17 protein-coding genes and 1 pseudogene are annotated in these 17,560 nt (G+C 44.0%); all 18 read right to left on the reverse strand.

All coding sequences use genetic code 11. The features are described 5' to 3' along the window. Positions 1-12 precede the first annotated feature (12 nt). The gene (locus tag D0466_RS08375) at positions 13-1,683 is read right to left on the reverse strand and encodes a GGDEF domain-containing response regulator (RefSeq protein ID WP_117322038.1); all 1,671 of its coding nucleotides are present in this window, start codon (positions 1,681-1,683) and stop codon (positions 13-15) included. 290 nt (positions 1,684-1,973) lie between these two features. Further along, positions 1,974-2,252 (reverse strand): annotated as a pseudogene (locus tag D0466_RS23610) (bacteriocin maturation protein); the annotation flags it as partial. Positions 2,253-2,502: 250 nt separating this feature from the next. Beyond that, the gene (gene minD, locus D0466_RS08380; RefSeq protein WP_117322039.1) at positions 2,503-3,306 is read right to left on the reverse strand and encodes a septum site-determining protein MinD; all 804 of its coding nucleotides are present in this window, start codon (positions 3,304-3,306) and stop codon (positions 2,503-2,505) included. Positions 3,307-3,308: 2 nt separating this feature from the next. Continuing rightward, positions 3,309-3,992 (reverse strand): septum site-determining protein MinC, encoded by a 684-nt coding sequence (gene minC / locus D0466_RS08385; RefSeq protein ID WP_117322040.1) that lies wholly within the window; start codon positions 3,990-3,992, stop codon positions 3,309-3,311. A 97-nt stretch (positions 3,993-4,089) separates the two neighbouring features. Beyond that, on the reverse strand, positions 4,090-4,608 hold the full coding sequence (gene mreD / locus D0466_RS08390) for a rod shape-determining protein MreD (RefSeq protein ID WP_117322041.1): 519 nt from the start codon (positions 4,606-4,608) through the stop codon (positions 4,090-4,092). After that, positions 4,605-5,486 carry a rod shape-determining protein MreC gene (gene mreC, locus D0466_RS08395; RefSeq protein ID WP_117322042.1) on the reverse strand — a complete coding sequence of 294 codons (882 nt, stop codon included), beginning with the start codon at positions 5,484-5,486 and terminating at the stop codon, positions 4,605-4,607. Before mreC ends, mreD begins: the two co-directional genes overlap by 4 nt. A gap of 153 nt (positions 5,487-5,639) precedes the next feature. Beyond that, positions 5,640-6,659, reverse strand: coding sequence for a rod shape-determining protein (locus D0466_RS08400; RefSeq protein WP_117322043.1), 1,020 nt, complete (start codon positions 6,657-6,659; stop codon positions 5,640-5,642). Positions 6,660-6,802: 143 nt separating this feature from the next. Next, the gene (gene radC / locus D0466_RS08405; RefSeq protein WP_117322268.1) at positions 6,803-7,477 is read right to left on the reverse strand and encodes a RadC family protein; all 675 of its coding nucleotides are present in this window, start codon (positions 7,475-7,477) and stop codon (positions 6,803-6,805) included. Between the two features lie 71 nt (positions 7,478-7,548). Next, a complete protein-coding gene (locus tag D0466_RS08410) occupies positions 7,549-8,118 on the reverse strand; it encodes a Maf family protein (RefSeq protein WP_117322044.1) in 570 nt (189 codons plus the stop codon). A 311-nt stretch (positions 8,119-8,429) separates the two neighbouring features. Beyond that, the gene (locus D0466_RS08415) at positions 8,430-9,470 is read right to left on the reverse strand and encodes an SPOR domain-containing protein (protein WP_158555868.1); all 1,041 of its coding nucleotides are present in this window, start codon (positions 9,468-9,470) and stop codon (positions 8,430-8,432) included. 251 nt (positions 9,471-9,721) lie between these two features. Continuing rightward, positions 9,722-10,552 carry a pilus assembly protein PilO gene (locus tag D0466_RS08420; RefSeq protein ID WP_117322046.1) on the reverse strand — a complete coding sequence of 277 codons (831 nt, stop codon included), beginning with the start codon at positions 10,550-10,552 and terminating at the stop codon, positions 9,722-9,724. Then, the gene (locus D0466_RS08425; RefSeq protein ID WP_117322047.1) at positions 10,549-11,235 is read right to left on the reverse strand and encodes a hypothetical protein; all 687 of its coding nucleotides are present in this window, start codon (positions 11,233-11,235) and stop codon (positions 10,549-10,551) included. Before D0466_RS08425 ends, D0466_RS08420 begins: the two co-directional genes overlap by 4 nt. Further along, positions 11,236-12,234, reverse strand: coding sequence for a type IV pilus biogenesis protein PilM (pilM, locus tag D0466_RS08430; protein WP_117322048.1), 999 nt, complete (start codon positions 12,232-12,234; stop codon positions 11,236-11,238). It abuts the gene before it with no gap. A gap of 24 nt (positions 12,235-12,258) precedes the next feature. Next, positions 12,259-13,014 (reverse strand): prepilin peptidase, encoded by a 756-nt coding sequence (locus D0466_RS08435; RefSeq protein WP_117322049.1) that lies wholly within the window; start codon positions 13,012-13,014, stop codon positions 12,259-12,261. A gap of 14 nt (positions 13,015-13,028) precedes the next feature. Next, a complete protein-coding gene (locus tag D0466_RS08440) occupies positions 13,029-13,526 on the reverse strand; it encodes a prepilin-type N-terminal cleavage/methylation domain-containing protein (RefSeq protein ID WP_117322050.1) in 498 nt (165 codons plus the stop codon). A gap of 105 nt (positions 13,527-13,631) precedes the next feature. Further along, entirely contained in the window at positions 13,632-14,843 is a 1,212-nt protein-coding gene (locus D0466_RS08445; protein ID WP_117322051.1) for a type II secretion system F family protein, read from the reverse strand. Continuing rightward, positions 14,836-15,885, reverse strand: a complete 1,050-nt coding sequence (locus D0466_RS08450; RefSeq protein WP_117322052.1) for a type IV pilus twitching motility protein PilT — start codon at positions 15,883-15,885, stop codon at positions 14,836-14,838. Before D0466_RS08450 ends, D0466_RS08445 begins: the two co-directional genes overlap by 8 nt. Positions 15,886-15,897: 12 nt before the next feature. After that, complete coding sequence (locus tag D0466_RS08455) at positions 15,898-17,559, reverse strand: GspE/PulE family protein (RefSeq protein ID WP_117322053.1); 1,662 nt, start codon at positions 17,557-17,559, stop codon at positions 15,898-15,900. Position 17,560: the final 1 nt, after the last annotated feature.

Below are 17,560 nucleotides of genomic sequence, written 5' to 3' on the forward strand. Positions count from 1 at the left end.
ATTTTTGAGCATTCATCTCACCCTTTTCAACAGCCTCTGAATACGGGCTTGGAGTTCTGTGATGCTAAATGGCTTTGTAACATAATCGTCTGCACCCAGCTTCAATGCACGGGCAATGTCATATTCACTTTTCCTGCCCGTAAGCATTAAAACTTTGTAGTGGTCACTGTGGGGCAGCTTCTTTATTTTTTGAAGTACTTCAAGTCCGTCCATTACCGGCATTACGCCATCCAAAATTAAAAAATGTTCCGCTGTATGATCGGCCCTTCCGGATTGAAAAAACGTCTGTCCATCCTCAAACACCGCTACATCCAATTCCCAATGGTCAAAATCCATGGATTGCAAAATCTGGTTTAACATCGTTCTAATAACAACATCATCATCGATTATCGTTGCATACATGATTTTCTTTTTATACGGGCCAAACGAAGCCTCCATCGTTTCAACCCTGGCACGGCCGTTGTTTTTGGCTTTATATAACGCCATATCTGCATTTTTAAAAGCACTCGCCGGAGTTGCGGTTTCTTCATACACTGTATATAGGCCAGCTGAAAAAGTTACAGAAAATGAATTATGATCCTTGACCTTAAAAACCTCGCGGGAGAAAAGCTCAATTAAATCAGTAAGCCGTTTTTTAGCTTCTGCACTGGTCGTTCTCGGAAAAATTATGACGAATTCTTCCCCTCCGTATCGATAAACAATATCGGTACTGCGAACGTTGACTTTAAGGAAAGCGGCAAACTCCAAAAGAACCCGGTCCCCGATTTGGTGGCCATAGGTATCATTCACATTCTTAAAGTGGTCAATGTCAGCAACAGCAAGAGTAAAAGGCTGTTTGGTCCGCTTAAATTCGTCAAAAAATCTTGGCAAGCTGCTGTCTAAAAAACGCCTGTTATAAACCTGTGTAAGTTCATCGATTAAAACGGATTGGTCAAAAATCTTTTTGCGTTGCAGATGGCGTTCTACTTTTGCAACAAATTCGTCTATATCAACAGGTTTGCTAATGAAATCATCAGCGCCCATTTTATAGGCATTGATCCTTGTTTCCTTATCATTCTTTGAACTGGTGAGAATCTTAGGAATAAAATATTTTTCAGTGTATTCCTTAAAAACGCTCAGCAATTGCAAATCGTTTTCATCCAATAAATCAATGTTAGAGACCATGCAATCAGGCTGCATATCAAAAAATTGATTGACGGCATTTTCCGGATTTGTGCTGGTGATCACCATCCAGCCTCGCTCTTCGAGAACATCTTTCAATACGATCAGCATTGATACATCATCATCTATTAAGTGGATTAAACTTGAAGCAAAATCTCTCTTTTTGTTTAGTTTGGAGTGTTCTTCAAAGTTTTCATATTCATAGGTCAACTCTATCAAATCGTAGAGGAATTTCCTTAATGATTTTTTATCCCAAGACACCTCACTGTCTTCTGTTATGTCATGCAGCAGATGTTCGGAAATTTGCTGCAAGCCTCCAAGCTGCAGTGTCCCCGAAGTTCCCTTGATTGAATGGAGGAACCTGTATACATCCTGTGCAGAAATATATTTATTCTCATCAGAATCGAACCATACTGAAAGTTGGTTTTTTATATTCCGAAACAAATGTTTCTTATACTTGTCCAAATCCACTTCTAATCCTCCCTGGCCTGGTTTTCCTTTTTTATTAATTGCAACAGACATAATGTTAAATTTAGGTCAAAGGTTTCAGAGTTTTTCTTTAGGGCATACTGCTCGCAGAATTTATGACTGCAATAAATCCCCCGAAGAATATGTCACCAATAATTCTAACTTATTCATAGTGATAAAATCGCTAATTTTCTCTCAATTCCTGATAAAAAATCACAATCGCAACTATAGACCCTATGTCAAAAGGCACTATGTGTGAAGATCCGGAAACGGAGACGGATTCTTTTCAACTTAGTGCCCATTAGACGGTTTATTAGTTTTGTACGCCAATGAAGCGGCGCGCTGTCTTTACTCACATCCCTAACAAAACCGTTCTGGTAAAGGACTTCCGTGCGATTTCAAAACCCCTCTGCTTGTGGACCCGGTAAACCATCCTTCAAATCCTATAATGTGTAGTCCCCGTTAAACATCGGCATCAGCTTTTCAACCCACTGTCCGCTGGTACTGCCTTCCATTCAAAACGAGCTCAAGTTGTTGCGAAAATACACACCCTTGTTTGAATCCGGGATATAAAATGTATCCCTTTTCACCTTCAGGCAGATGAGAGGGGGCAAATTTGTCATGGTCACTCCTCCTAACCACTCGCTTACTTCAAACCTGCATAATTGTTCCCTACTATCCTATGTAACAGATTTTGTCTCTTATATCTCATAAAAAATTTCAAGCAATTTAACGTGTAGTTGTGGGATTTTAGGTATTGTTGTAGTATGTCGATTTTTTCTGCAAATCCATTAATCCTTTGCAAAATCCGATAAAATTTTTATAAAAGGATGGAAATAAAAAGAGTGTACCATAAGGATACACTCAGGAAAGTTATCTGGCTCCAAAGAGAGCCTTTATTTTAGCTACAAATCCTTTTGGTTCGTCTTCCAGAGGCTGGAGCGGAATTGATTCCCCGAGGATTCTCCTGGCGATGTTCCGGTAGGCGATGGAAGCCCGGTTATTCGGATCAAGAGCGATGGGTTCTCCCTGGTTCGAAGCCTTGATAACCTGGTCATCGTCAGCAACGATGCCAATCAAATCAATGGAAAGATGGGCTGTGATTTCGTCGATATCAAGCATTTCGCCATTTTTAAGCATGTGGTTCCGGATCCGGTTGATGACCAGCATGGGCGGCTCGATATTTTCCTCTTTTTCAAGCAAACCGATGATCCGGTCAGCGTCCCGGACCGCGGACGTTTCCGGAGTAGTAACGACGATGGCTTTATTGGCGCCTGCGACCGCGTTTTTGTAGCCCTGTTCAATCCCCGCTGGACAATCGATGATAATATAATCGTAATCCTGCTTTAATTCCTCGACCAAACTCTTCATCTGTTCCGGATTCACAGCGGATTTATCGCTTGTCTGTGCTGCGGGAAGCAAATAAAGCAAGCCATCGAACCTCTTGTCTTTCACAAGTGCCTGGTGGATCTTGCAGCGTCCTTCTACTACGTCGACCAAATCATAAATAATCCGGTTTTCCAGTCCCATGACCACGTCTAAATTGCGCAGGCCTATATCTGTATCTACAAGGCATACCTTTTTACCAAGAAGGGCCAATGATGTTCCCAAATTGGCAGAAGTAGTCGTCTTTCCCACTCCACCCTTGCCGGATGTAATAACAATTGCTTCTCCCACGATTAGAGTCCCCCTTCTAATCTATTCAAAATAGGTCTATGTTTCTTCAATACTTGCAATTTATCAACGACGACCTGCCTGTTTTCATCAATGTAGGCACATTCCATTTGATGACCTTCCTCGGCATATCCGTCCGGAGCCCTGTTCACGATTCCGCAGATTCTTAACTGGGCAGGTTTCATCACCGATGCCGCAATGATTGACTCTTCATTGCCCCCTGTCCCTGCGTGGGCAATCCCTTTTAAAACGCCCATCACGAAGATATTGCCTCCTGCGATGACCGTACCGCCGGGGTTAACATCCCCGATGAGCAACAAATCACCGGGAACCTCCAATACCTGGCCTGACCTGACCATTTTAGCCACCGTTGCGATCTGGTTTTCTGCGATCCATTGACTCGCTTCTTCCTTAGTCACGACATTGGAATGAATCTCGTCAACAACCAGTTTCTTTTTTTGGCGGATTACTTCTTTTATCTTTTCCTTTTGGTTCTCCGATAAATATCGGTTGCCCGTATGTACTTTAACGGCGATCAAAGGATCATTTTCTTGAAATCGGTAGTTGGCAGAAAGCTTTGTGTCAAGCTCATTCAACAATTCGAGAAAGGAACATGAGTCGTCGAGATGCAATGTTAGCCCGTCTTTTGTGCCCTTTATCATTATATTCTGCTGTGATCTTTTATTCATGACGACTGTTTCACCTCTGGTGATAATATTCGACAGTGCCTAACAAATTTCCTTTTTCCCATGTCCGAAAAAGAGAAGGACCTTGTGCCGGCATGTTTTAAATTGTATCCAGCTTTGTTTCATATTTCTCCACCAGCTGCCTTAAAGGGAACGCAAAAAGAATAATGAAGGCCAAATTTAGCAATAGAGTAGGCAGGAGCCTGATTTCGGCAAACTTCTGATATCCCATATCCGCAAAGTGAATCAGCACATTCATCTGATAATCCGCCACTTCCAGCAGCCCGACGAAAAACGCGGTAACAAAAATCGCAACCAGTAAATTTGATTGCAGCACCTTCATCGTTTTGGAAAGAAGATAGGCAAGCGCGGGAAGCAGGAATGTATAGATCCCTAATATTTCCGTATAGACGACATCATAACAAATCCCAAGAACCAGAGCGTATAAAACACCCGTCCTTTTTGTTCCGTATATGGTCAGGAACGCAATAAATACCATGATAAAACGGGGGACGTAAATGCGGTCGCTGCCGAACAGCCCGCCCGAAAATAAATTGGCAAAAATACTTTCAAAAATAAAGAAAAGCAAAGCGGCAGCGGGAAGAATGAAGCGGCTCATTCCCCATCATCCCCCTCCTGTCCCGCATGCTGTTCTTCTGCAGACGGGATGTCACGCTTAACGACAATCACATTCCTAATATCATAGAAATCTGTTGCAGGCTTGATATATGCAGTTTGATTCAGGCCATACTGGTCGATTTTCACATCCACAACCTTCCCGACAACAAGCCCTCTAGGAAAGATGCCTCCATATCCGGATGTAATGACATTCGAGTTCTTTTTGACTTTTTTATCAAAGGGAATTCGTTTTAAGAGTACGAGCTGGGTTTTTTGATCATACCCTTCGATCAAGCCGTACGCATCTTCATTCCCCTGGATGACCGCCGAAATGCGGTTTTTCGGATCCATCGAGCTTAACAGCTGGACCGATGATGTGAATTTATTGCTGCTCTTTACTTTGCCGATAAGCCCCCCGGAAGTCTCGACCGCCATGTTTGGCTGAACTCCGTGCAGGGTTCCCTTGTTGATTGTGATTACTTCATGCCAGCGGGATGGATTACGCCCAATAACGGTTGCCTGGATATGGGAAGTTTTTCTGAGGTTATCCTTTTCTTTTCCAAGGATTTTGCGCATATCCTCATTTTCCTTCTTCAAATCCTGGACCTCCGTTTTTAATTTTACATATTCATCCAGCCGGGATTTCAGTTTTTTATTCTCATCATATGTATGCTGAAGGTCGTTAAGGTTGCGGGCGAATCCCGTTACCGTAGAAACAGGTTTATGGAATACATTTTGGAACCAGCCGGCAGTATCCTTTAAAAATTGTTCAGGCCAGGACAGCTGTTCCCTCTCTCTTAACGAAAATCCAATCAATGCCACGAGAACGATTATACTTGCCAGCAATAATATTAATCTTTTATTGAAAAACTGTGGCATGTTTTACACCTCTATTTATTTCGAAATTGCCCGAATGGAACCAATCCGCATTTCCTGAAGTAAATGAACATACAGATAAACGGGAATGCCCCTTTGAAGTCAAAGGAGCCCCGTTTCAAGTTTTTAAGACGGTTTTATTGTTAAAGGGTATTTTTATCTGGAGTGTCTTGCTTTGTTCTTGAATAAATGAATATGTTCCAATGCTTTGCCTGTACCGATAGCAACACAATCAAGTGGATTTTCCGCGATAAGGACCGGCATTTTTGTTTCTTCGCTGATCACCTTGTCCAAATTGCGCAGCAAAGCGCCGCCGCCCGTCAGCACGATTCCCCTGTCCATAATATCGGCAGCAAGTTCCGGCGGAGTTTTCTCCAATGTATTCTTAACGGAGTCAACAATCGCGTACACTGTATCGTTAAGCGCTTTGGATATTTCTTCTGCCGTGATTTCGATTGTTTTCGGAAGCCCTGTCAACAGGTCACGGCCGCGGATTTCCATATTGTCTATGCCTTCAGGATCTCCGGCTGAACCAATTTCCATCTTAATATTTTCCGCTGTACGGTCACCAATCATAAGATTATAATTCTTCCGGATATAGCTGATGATGGCATCATCCATTTCATCACCGGCAATACGGATGGATTGGCTTGTGACTATACCCCCAAGGGATATGATTGCCACTTCCGTTGTTCCGCCCCCGATATCGACTACCATGCTTCCCGTAGGTTCCCAAACAGGCAGGTTAGCGCCGATTGCCGCGGCGAATGGTTCCTCGATCGTATAGGCATCGCGGGCGCCAGCTTGCCTTGTTGCATCGATGACAGCGCGTTCTTCAACAGCCGTGATGCCGGATGGCACACAAACCATGACATAAGGCTTGCGGGCAAATACACCTTTATTCTGAGCTTGTTTCATATAGTATTTCATCATCGTTGCCGTTGTGTCGTAATCAGCAATGACCCCATCTTTCATCGGGCGCAGCGCGACCACATTACCAGGTGTACGGCCGATCATATTCTTCGCGTCATTCCCTACAGCGACAATGCTTTTTGTATCTGTCTGGAAGGCCACCACGGAAGGTTCCCTTACGGCAATGCCTTTTCCCTTCACATAAACAAGCGTATTAGCCGTCCCCAAATCTATTCCAACATCTCTTGTACCAATTCCTAACATCAGGTATCTCCCTTTCATTCACGATAGCTTTTAAAATAAGGATTTCAATTTAAGGTTCAGTCATTCAACAATAGAAGCTTCAATACATTTCCCCTCAAAAATCATAAACAATATTATATCGTATCGTCAAAGATTTTGATAGTCTAGATATAACCTTTTTCCTTTAGGCTCACGTACTTTTGCTCACCGATGATAACATGGTCTAAAAGCTCTATGCCGATTATTTTACCGCATTCAGCCAATCTTTTTGTCACGTCGATATCTTCTCTGCTTGGAGTAGGGTCACCAGAGGGGTGATTATGAAGACATATGATAGAGGCAGCCGACCGGCGAAAGGCTTCTTTAAATACCTCCCGGGGATGTACGATGGAGGCATTCAAACTGCCGATAAATATGGTCTGCTTATGAAGAACTTGATTTTTCGTATTCAAGTACAGGCACACAAAATGCTCCTGCGACAAAAAGCGCATTTCATCCATGCAATAGTTTGCACAATCTTCGGGTGAACGGATTACATACCGGTCATTGTAATTCAAACTGCTGATCCTTCTGCCGAGCTCGACAGATGCAAGGATCTGGATAGCCTTAGCTTCACCGATACCCTTGATTGCCGTCATCTCTTCGACGGAAGCATCCTTTAACAGCCTCAATCCTTCAAATGCCTTGATCAGCCGGTTTGCCAGCTGTATTACAGATTCATCCTTCGTTCCTGTTCTCAAGAGGAGCGCCAAAAGCTCCTGTGTAGAAAGACTCTGTGGCCCATCCTGCAAAAAGCGTTCCCTTGGCCTTTCCTCTTTAGGGAAATCACGAATTAACATTTTATTGTTCAATCTTTCAACCTTCCTCTCGTGATCGGAAGAATGCCCGTAAGAAAAGCTTGCATACCTTTTTACAACGTTTGACTTTCGAAAGCTTTTAATTCACGTGCTAGCCTGGATACAGGAAGCCCTACGACCGAAAAATAATCGCCTGAAATCCCCTTAACCATCAGGGACCCGTATCCTTGAATGCCATAGCTGCCCGCCTTGTCAAATGGCTCGCCTGTATCGAGGTAGGCTTCAATCTCATCCTCGGACAGCTCCCAAAAGCTTACTTCCGTTTTTTCAGCAAAAACTTTGCGGTCCTGGCCCTGGATAATCGCGACACCGGTGTAGACGCTGTGCACCTTTCCTGACAGCAATTGCAGCATTCTCTTTGCATCTAACCGGTCGACTGGTTTCCCTAATATCCTGCCTTCCACCGCCACGACCGTGTCAGCGCCTATCACGCAATGTTCCGGACGCATTGAGGCAGCTGCCATCGCCTTTCGCTCAGCCAGTTCTTTTACCGCATTTTCGGCATCCAGCTTAGGGTCAATCGTTTCATCAGTATTCGTATGGATCGTTTGAAAAGGAACCTGGAGAAATTGGAGAAGTTCTTTTCGCCGTGGTGATGAAGAAGCTAAAATCAGAGGATGCATACATTCACCTTACCTTACTAAAAGCATTTTGGGAGATACATTTCTATGGTACCAGATAATAGGACAACTAACAATTATTGATAACGAAAACCCGCAGATTGGCAAAAAGGCAAAGAACAGATGGATATTTTCACATATGCTTTTTGGGAAGTTCAGACATTCTTTTTGACCATGTTCGTCAATAAAAAAAGGAATACGAAATCCACATGGTTATGATAGGCAAAATCGCCACAAAACATGCTTCATTTACATTCCTATATACGACGATACCTGAGTATTATTTCCCGGAAAATAGGACATCATCTGACAAATTACTGACTTTCCATACTTTGATAGTTTTTCAAAAAAGCCAGAAGCTGCTCCTGGGCTGAAAGCAGCTTATCTTGATCTTTTGAAGTTTGAAAATCGCCAAGCAATTCAGCTGCTGCAGACAACTGTTTTTCCATCTCCTCAAGAGGTTCGCTTGTTTTTACCTTTGCTATTTTACCGGCATCCTTCAATTGTTGGTCAAGCTGTTTTTGATCAACCTGTAAATCCGGACCGTACAATAGCCTGGAGGTTATTTGGGATAACGAGCTATATAACGAAGAAAATTGCTTTACATACTCTTTTTCACCTTCTTTAATTACAGGCGCAAATGATATTTCTTTCCAGAAAAAAGCAAGCTGCCCTTGCTTAAAAAAGGAGGCTAGCGCCTTACTGTCTTCCAAACTGCCCGCTGTTCCGGAAAAAATATAAAACTTCCCGTCCAGTTGAAAAACTTCCGCTGGTATCCCTTTTTGTTTAATGCTTTTCTGCATCTGTTTGGCGCTGTCTTCAGTACTGAATACACCCCCCTGTACCAAATATGCGTTCATGGGGGAAGGAATGGTTTTTTCTGTTTTTTCTGCTGGTGCTGTGGATTTTTCAGCTGGTGAAGCCGTTGTAGGAGCAGACTGTTTTTGCACGGCATTCCTATCACTTGCTGTGATTGTTTTTAATATGATGAATCCAAGGCATGTTCCAATCAGGATCGCACATAGTATGGCGATAAAAGGCATTTTGAAGACATTGCTATCTTTTCCTGCTTTGCTTTTCTTCTTTCCGCCGAACATATATATAGCTGCTTTCTTCCCTTTGTTATTGGAAGCAGCGGTGTTAATTTCCTTTACTGAATACTCATCTTCCTCTGGCAAAATCCAGTCAAAGCTTTCCTCATCTGTCTTTTCTGCTGTCGCAGCTATTTGGTTCTCCGGAAGAAGCGGCCTGTCGCTTTCCAATTCTTCGAATGACTTCTCCTGTCCATTGATCTTGATCGTGATTCCCTTCCGGTTCCCGGACTTGTCCATCTCACAGGCTCCCTTCGCCATCATTTTCCTCATCCTACCATACAGGCAAAAAAAAATAACAAGACTTTTGTCGTCTTGTTACCAATAGGTTTCGCCAAATTTCTTAGTGGATTTTCACCTTTCTCTCATTACAATACTCGCTGGTTGACGAGCCTGGCCATGCGAAAACAGAAGCCCAGGCCGGACCTGCAAAATTGGGGTCACACAGGCCAAGGCATAAAGTAGAGGCGCATTTTAGACATTCTGCTGCATGCATCCCCTGTTCTGGGTGCTAGTCATCTTTCTGTGTTCAATTCCGGGTCATCGCTAAATGGATACCGTTTTTTGGCCGGTTCCGGTGCATCCATCGTTGGAAGCTGATTTTGAAGATCCGTTAGTCCAGGTGCATAGAAGGCAGATACAGTGATCTTGCAAGTTAAAGGTAAGGCAGGTGTTAATGCCATTGTTACTTCTTGTGTTCCGGCAAATGAAATCGAATCCACTGTAATGATTCTTGGCATGGCTTCCAGCGAATTGATGAATTCCTCCAGTTCAAAGTAAGAAGGAGACTCGACTTCCATGTTGACCGTAATCTTTTGGACACCTGCCGGCAGCTGGGTGGTTTCCTGTCCCTGATTTTGTGCAGCACCTTGTTCGGCGGGCTGGCTTTGAAATGGAGTAACATCAGCTGCTTCATCATTTTGACCGGTATTTGCGGCAGTTTGGGATTTCCCAGGATTTATGTGCGAATCGGAAGCGGAAGTGCCAGCAGTCTCTTCGGATGATTGTTCGGCACCGCCTTCTGAAAACGTCATGCTGGCAATAAAACTATCAGAAACAGTCTCTGCTTTTTCTAAATCTAGCAGCAATTGCTCAGTCAAAGGCTTCACAGGCAGCTGCTTTTGAAGTTCATCGGTGGTTTCGAACGTCTCATCATTTGTGTTGGACACCTTTGAATCCAAAAGTTCCAGCAATTTTTGTTCAGAGTTCAATTCGTTTTGTTTGATCCGCGTCTCGGCTTTCAGAGGATAGAGTATCCAAAAATATATTCCTGTGAAGAGAAGAGCTGCGATAAGGATGGCAGCTGCCAATAGAAAGGTTTGTTTTTTACTCTGTACGAAATTCATTCCGGCTTCACTCCTTCAGCAGGAGTTTTATCTTCCTCTGTTTTTTTCAGTTCAGCTGTGTTTAACTTTATTTCATAGCCCCCAACATACCGTGGTATAAAAGGGGCATTCCCTAATTGAATTTCTTGTTCGCCATCTACGGTTTCTGCCTGCCCTGGCCCCTCTTCTCCGACAGCCGCTGGTGCATTTTCTGGCACGTCCCCAACACTTTCTGCGGTCAAGTTCAGCAGCTTTGCCTCCATGACCCATTTTGATTCCGTCAACTCTTTCAAGAAATAAGAGGACTCCCGCGATGTATCAAATTGGACCATTAATTTGAGCGAACCAGTTTCACTGTATTCAAAATTTTGGATGAATCCTCGGTCAGGCAGCAAAGAGATGATGTGGCGAAGCACTTTAACCGTTTCAATCGGATATTTCTTTGTCCAATTCACCATTTTTTCTAGCTCGGCTGCACTGTTGGAGTTTTCAACTACTGCAATTTTTTGTTGTTCTGCGGCAGCAAGCTCTTTCGTTTTTTCGATTTGCGTTTGTAGGAAATCCAGCTTCTCGCTTTCTGCTTTATATTGATAATAAAAAAATACGCCTGAAACAACTGAGAGCAAAAGAAAAAGAATGGTGATGAATAGTAGACTATATTTTTTCGGTTCCTTTTTTGGAAGCAGGTTAATTTCAGCTAACACCTATTTCCCTCCTTTAAGAGCAAGGCCGGCAGGAAGATAATAGCTGCTTGCAAGTGCTTCGCCTTTAATTGTTTGGATATATCTTTTTTCGAGGCTGTGAACAGGGATGCTGAAACGTTTTTTCATCTCCAGGATGAAATCGTCCAAAAACGGATGATCACCGCTTATCAGGATTTTCGTGACGGATTCCTGTTCCTGGTTCAGTGAATATTTATAAAAATCCAATACTCTCTCAATCTCTGTATAGGTATGCCCGAGCATCTGCATATATTGTTCCTTATCGCCTGTATATAGTAAATAGCCATCATTATTGTTTCTGAGTGATGCCTTTTCCCACTGGTCTTCCCCGTCCGGAATGGGAATATGCCTCATGAAGATTGGCTTATCTTCTACGAAAATGCTGGCATTCACCGCTTGGAGGTCAAATTGTACAAGCATCACATGCTCATTCACCAATGAAGGGTCACTCAGATGATAGAGCCGGTAGAGCGAAAGCGGCGATATATCGGCGGCGATTGGAGAAAGACGGCAGGCTTGAAGCAAAGAACTATAGTCGGAAACTATTTCCTCAGGTGCCGCAAATAATAACAGCTCCCTCTTAACCTGATTTTGCCCGAGGATCACTGTATCAAAAACCGGATCTTCGAAAGGCAAATGAATGGTGGAGCCGAGTTCCAAGTAGAGATATCCTTCTATTTCATCATTTTTAACATCCTTAGGAATCATGATCTTCCGGATTACAATACAGGGATCCGGAACCAAAAAACGGACCTGCCGCTTGGAAATCTTCCATTCATCGATACATTGTTCGACAATATCCTGCAATGCGTCAAAATCGATAATCTTTCCGTCTTTGATGATTCCGGCGGGCAGATAGTATTCACCGCATGTTTGTATCACTGGGGGATTATACTGTTTCAACTCCGTGTACCGAATGACATGGTCTTTAAACACAATATTGGCAATTCGTTTTTTTCCTGTTAAAAATGATAGATCCATACAAGGCCCCTCTTACTTTCTTAATCATGATGCTGCGAAAAATTGAAAATACCAGTTTAGGATACTGTCTCCAAAGAAATAAGCAGCCAATGTACCGACGACAATGAATGGCCCGAACGGAATCGGGTGTTTCCGCTTAATAAAGCCTGAAAGAATCCCGATTACACCATAAAAAGCCCCAAGAAAGGTCGCTGCCATAAATGAAAGCAATACCAATTTGGTCCCTAACACAAACCCCAGCAGTGCGAAAAGTTTGATATCGCCGCCGCCCATACCTCCCTTACTGATCACGGCAATCAGGAGCAAGAGGCCAAACCCTACAGCCGCACCGAGCAATGAATCCCACCAAGGGTCCAGCGGGAGAAAGATTCGCATAAACAAAAAAACAACCGCAAAGAAAAGCAGTATTTTATCCGGAATAAGCATATAGGCAATGTCCGTTACAAAAATAATCATCAATAAGCAAATCAATGTCCAGGCCACAATCAGCTCCGCGCTCCAGCCCAGGAAATAAGGCGCTGCTGCGAAAAGCATACCGGTCATTAGCTCCACGATCGGGTAAAGCTGGGAAATGCGGGCTTTGCAGCCGCGGCATTTCCCTCCCTGAATTATGTAGGATAAAACAGGTATCAATTCAAATGCTGAAAGCGTCCGTCCGCATGACGGGCAGGCAGAACGCCGGGTTGTGAATGACTGCTTCTTCGGGACGCTAAGGCCTACTACGTTGAAGAAGGAGCCGAGGATTAGGCCTATTAACAAACTCAACAAATAGGATATCATTTATTTAATCCCTCTTAATCTCCATTACCTGTCACTGTATCTGATTCGCCACCGCCAGCTGGTGGAGTAGGAGCTGCAGCGTCTACCTCAACTTCATCACGAGTTAGATCACTCGCATTTTCATTGTCAATATAGACTGCTTGGTTAGCTTTTTTAAGTGTGACATTGTAAAAAGTTTTTGCTCCCTCTTTATTCACCGCAACTACAGATTCAGTAGGATGATAACTATTTGGTTTATTACTAGGATCTTTAATCGAATCAAGAAAGCCACCATCTTGTAATTGTGTTAGCGTAATAGATGTTGCAGTGGGATTCTCAGAAGTATACAATCTTGCAGCATTCGCCATTTGCTGTGCGTTAGCAATATGTGCATCCTTCTTTGAGTTCTCCATCAACTTCCCAATACTCGGTATCGCAATCGCCGCAATAATCCCCAATATAACAACAACAGCCAATAGCTCGATCAGTGTCAGACCGCGTTCATTTTTTAAATGTTTTTTGACAAAATTCATAGACTTTCCTCCTGTTTTGATAAATATTACTAAATTACTACATTTTTAATATAATACTATATTCTTCTATAAATATATAATCAAATTTTAACAGATTGTGGCAGTTTATTGGTTGTCTACCTGGTTAAAGATTTCGAACATCGGGACGATGATCGAGATGACGATGGTGCCGACAAGGCCTGCCAGAACTACGATCATTAAAGGTTCTATCAGTGATTTTAACCGGTCTGAGCTATTTTCGACTTCCCTTTCGTAGAAATCGGCCACTTTTCCAAGCATTGTATCCAATGAACCAGTTTCCTCCCCGATTGATATCATTTGAGTGACAAGGGGAGGAAAGGCCCAGTGCTTTTTCATTGGCCCGGTGATCGACTGCCCTTTCTCAAGCGAATTGCGTGAAGCCCGGATGACGCGTCCAATCACTTCATTTTCAACGACTTCTTCGACGATCGTCATTGCCTGGAGGATTGGCACCGAGCTTGAAAACAGCGAACTTAATGTCCTCGTCATGCGGGCGAGGACCGCTTTTTGCATCATATTGCCGAAAATAGGGATTTTTAGAAGAACCAGATCATAGTAATATTTTGATTTCTTATTTTTTTTTACCGCCATAATGCCTAGTATAGATAGGATAAAAAACAGGAGGATTACATACCAGGCTTTCTGCATGAAAGTGCTTGCATGAAGCACGAATTGAGTGATTGCCGGCAGCTCTCCGCCAAAGTCGGCGAACATATCCACGAATGTAGGCACCACCGACACAAGGAGAAAAATTACTACGCCGATGGCCACGATTCCTACTGTGGCCGGATAAGCCATTGCGGAAGTAATTTTCTGGCGCGTAGCATGCTGTTTCTCGTAATGGTCCGCCAGCCTCTCCAGCGTATCGTCCATGTTTCCCCCGGCTTCCCCCGCTTTCACCATATTTATCAACATCGGCGAGAAGATTTTCTTATGTTTCGAAGCGGCTTGGGACAGCGGATTTCCTTCGCGCAATTGCTGTTCGATATCCTGAAGCGCTTTTCGCAAATATTTGCTTTCTGTTTGCTGCGACAAAATATTGGTGGAATCCACTACGGAAACCCCGGCCTTTAGCAGTGTGGAAAACTGCCGTAAATAAATGACAAGATGCTGCAGCTTTACCGGGTTGCCGATCGTAATTTCTTTCGTAAACAGGGATTCGGGGACTTCGTTTAATTCGATAACGCGAATGCCTTCTTCCCGCAGGGCCTGCACTGCTTCCCTTCGGTTTGCCGCGATGACTGATCCTGTTTTTTTGCCGCGCTTATCCCTTCCTGTATATGAGAATTTAGCCATTTACTTCCACCTTATCCTGTAAATACGAAAATGCCGCTTCCTTCGAAATTCTCCCTGAATTCACCAATTCCTTGATGCTACTGTCAAATGTATGCATACCCTGGGCCCTTGACGTCTGCATGACATTAATAATTTGATGGATTTTTTCATTCCGGATCAAATTCGCGATCGCGGCATTATTGATCAGGATTTCTGTGGCGGCCCTTCTCCCTTTTTTATCATTGGTCGTAAACAGCCGCTGGGAAATAATCGACACCAGTACTGAGGCCAGCTGGATGCGTACCTGCGGCTGCTGGGCAGGAGGGAACACATCGATGATCCGGTCAATCGTCGAAGGGGCGCTTGAAGTATGCAAAGTTCCCAAAACAAGATGCCCGGTTTCAGCGGCTGTAATCGCGGTATGGATCGTTTCAAGGTCCCGCATTTCCCCTACCAGGATGATATCGGGATCCTGCCTTAGCGCCGCCCGGAGTCCATTCGCAAAATTATTCGTATCAAATCCGACTTCACGCTGGTCGATGATGCTGTTTTTGTGCTTATGTAAATATTCGATTGGATCTTCCAATGTGATGATATGCTTACGCATCGTGTGATTCATGTATTGGATCATGGAAGCGAGTGTCGTCGATTTCCCGCTTCCCGTAGGGCCTGTCACCAATACAAGACCCTGGGGTTTTTCGGCGATTTTTTTCAGGACCTCCGGCAATTCCAATTCTTCCAGTGACGGGATTCTCGTTGGCACAATCCTTATTGCCATTGCCACACAGGAACGCTGATAATAGGTATTCACCCGAAATCTCGATACGCCCGGGATCCCGTAGGAAAAATCGAGCTCTCCTTTTTCCTTGAAGGTTTCCCACATCGCCTCGGGAATTATGGCCTTTGCCATTCCTTCCGTATCTTCTGGCCTTAAACTGTCTTTCCCATATTTCTTCAGTTCGCCATTTAACCTCATGATGGGCGGGACACCAACTGTGATATGTATATCAGAAGCCTTCAATTCAAACCCTGCACGCAATAGATGGTCAATTTTCGTTTTCAATGAAATGCACCTCTATTCAAGTATCGCTACGCGAAGTATTTCTTCGGTAGTGGTCACGCCTTGCTTCACCTTAAGCAATCCATCATCTATCAAAAAAATCGTCTTATGCTTGATCGAAAGTTCACGCAGCTTTGTGAAGGACTCTCCGTTCATGATGATCCTCCTCATTTCGTCATTGATGACAAGAACTTCATGAAGGGCTATCCGGCCTTTATAGCCGGTCATGTTACAGGAGGAACACCCCGCACCTCGTGTGATACTCTCAATCTTTAATCCCCTTTTTGCAAATATCTCGATTTCCCTTCTGGTCGGCTCCTGCTTTCTGGCACAGTCACGGCAAACCTTGCGTACCAGCCGCTGTGCAACGATTCCGCTTAACGCGGAGGCAACCAGGAAGGGCTCTACTCCCATATCTGCCAATCTTGTGATCGTCCCAAGTGAATCATTTGTATGGATCGTGCTGAGCACGAGATGCCCTGTCAACGAAGCGCGGATGGCGACTTCCACCGTTTCTTTATCCCGGATTTCCCCAACCATGATGATATTCGGATCCTGTCGTAGAATGGAACGCAAACCTGCTGCAAAAGTCATGCCAACATTCGGGTTGACCTGGATTTGGTTGATGCCTTCAAGCTGATACTCTACCGGATCCTCTATTGTCAAGATGTTTACATCTTCACTATTCAGGCGGTTCAGGGCCGCATAGAGGGTAGACGATTTCCCCGAACCCGTGGGCCCGGTGATCAGCACGATTCCGTTAGGCTGCTCTATCATGTTTACAAAGCGCTGATGGTTCAGCCTGTTGAATCCCAGCTTATTAATGTCATTTAAAGAACTGCCAAGGTCAAGGATCCGCAATACAATTTTTTCTCCAAATACTGTTGGAAGCGTCGATACACGGAGATCGACCGGATGGAAATCCAAATTGATCTTAATCCGCCCATCCTGAGGAATCCGGTGTTCTGTAATATCCAAATTGGCCATGATTTTAATTCTTGCAATCAGAACATTTTGCATGTTTTTCGGCAAGGCTTTTTCTGTCCGAAGCACCCCATCAATCCGATAGCGTACGATCACTTTCGTTTCCTGCGGATCAATGTGGATGTCGCTTGCTTTTTCAGTAACGGCATTGGAAAGGATTTGATTAACGAGCCTGACAACCGGCGAATCCTCGTCCACTGCTATTTCTTCTTGTTCCGGCTCTGTCCCTGGGAGGTTGCCGAGAAGCTCTTCAAGCCCTTCATCCACATCATAATACTTTGAAATCGAGCGCAATATATCATCCTTGGTCGCTATCGCCGTTTCAATCTGAAAACCCGTTGCAAGCCGTAAATCATCCATCGCGTAGAAGTCCATTGGATCTGCCATGGCGACGAACAATTTTTCTCCCTCTTTTTTTAGCGGGATCAACAAGTTCCGTTTTGCCGTTTCTTTTGGGACCAGGCTAAAAAGCTTTGTATCGAACGGATAGCGGTACAAGCTGACATGCGGGATTCCCAGCTGAAATTCAAGTACCTCTATCAGCTGCTGCTCGGTAATGAACCCGAGTTGAAGCAGTGCATCCCCCAGCCGCTGGCCTTTGCTTTTTTCTTTTAATGCAGAATGAAGCTGATCCTCAGAAATCAGACCAGCTTCGACAAGTAAATCTCCTAGGCGTTTTCGGGTATGTGGCATC

The sequence above is a fragment of the Peribacillus glennii genome, from assembly GCF_003429105.1.
Taxonomy (GTDB): Bacteria; Bacillota; Bacilli; order Bacillales; family DSM-1321; genus Peribacillus; species Peribacillus glennii.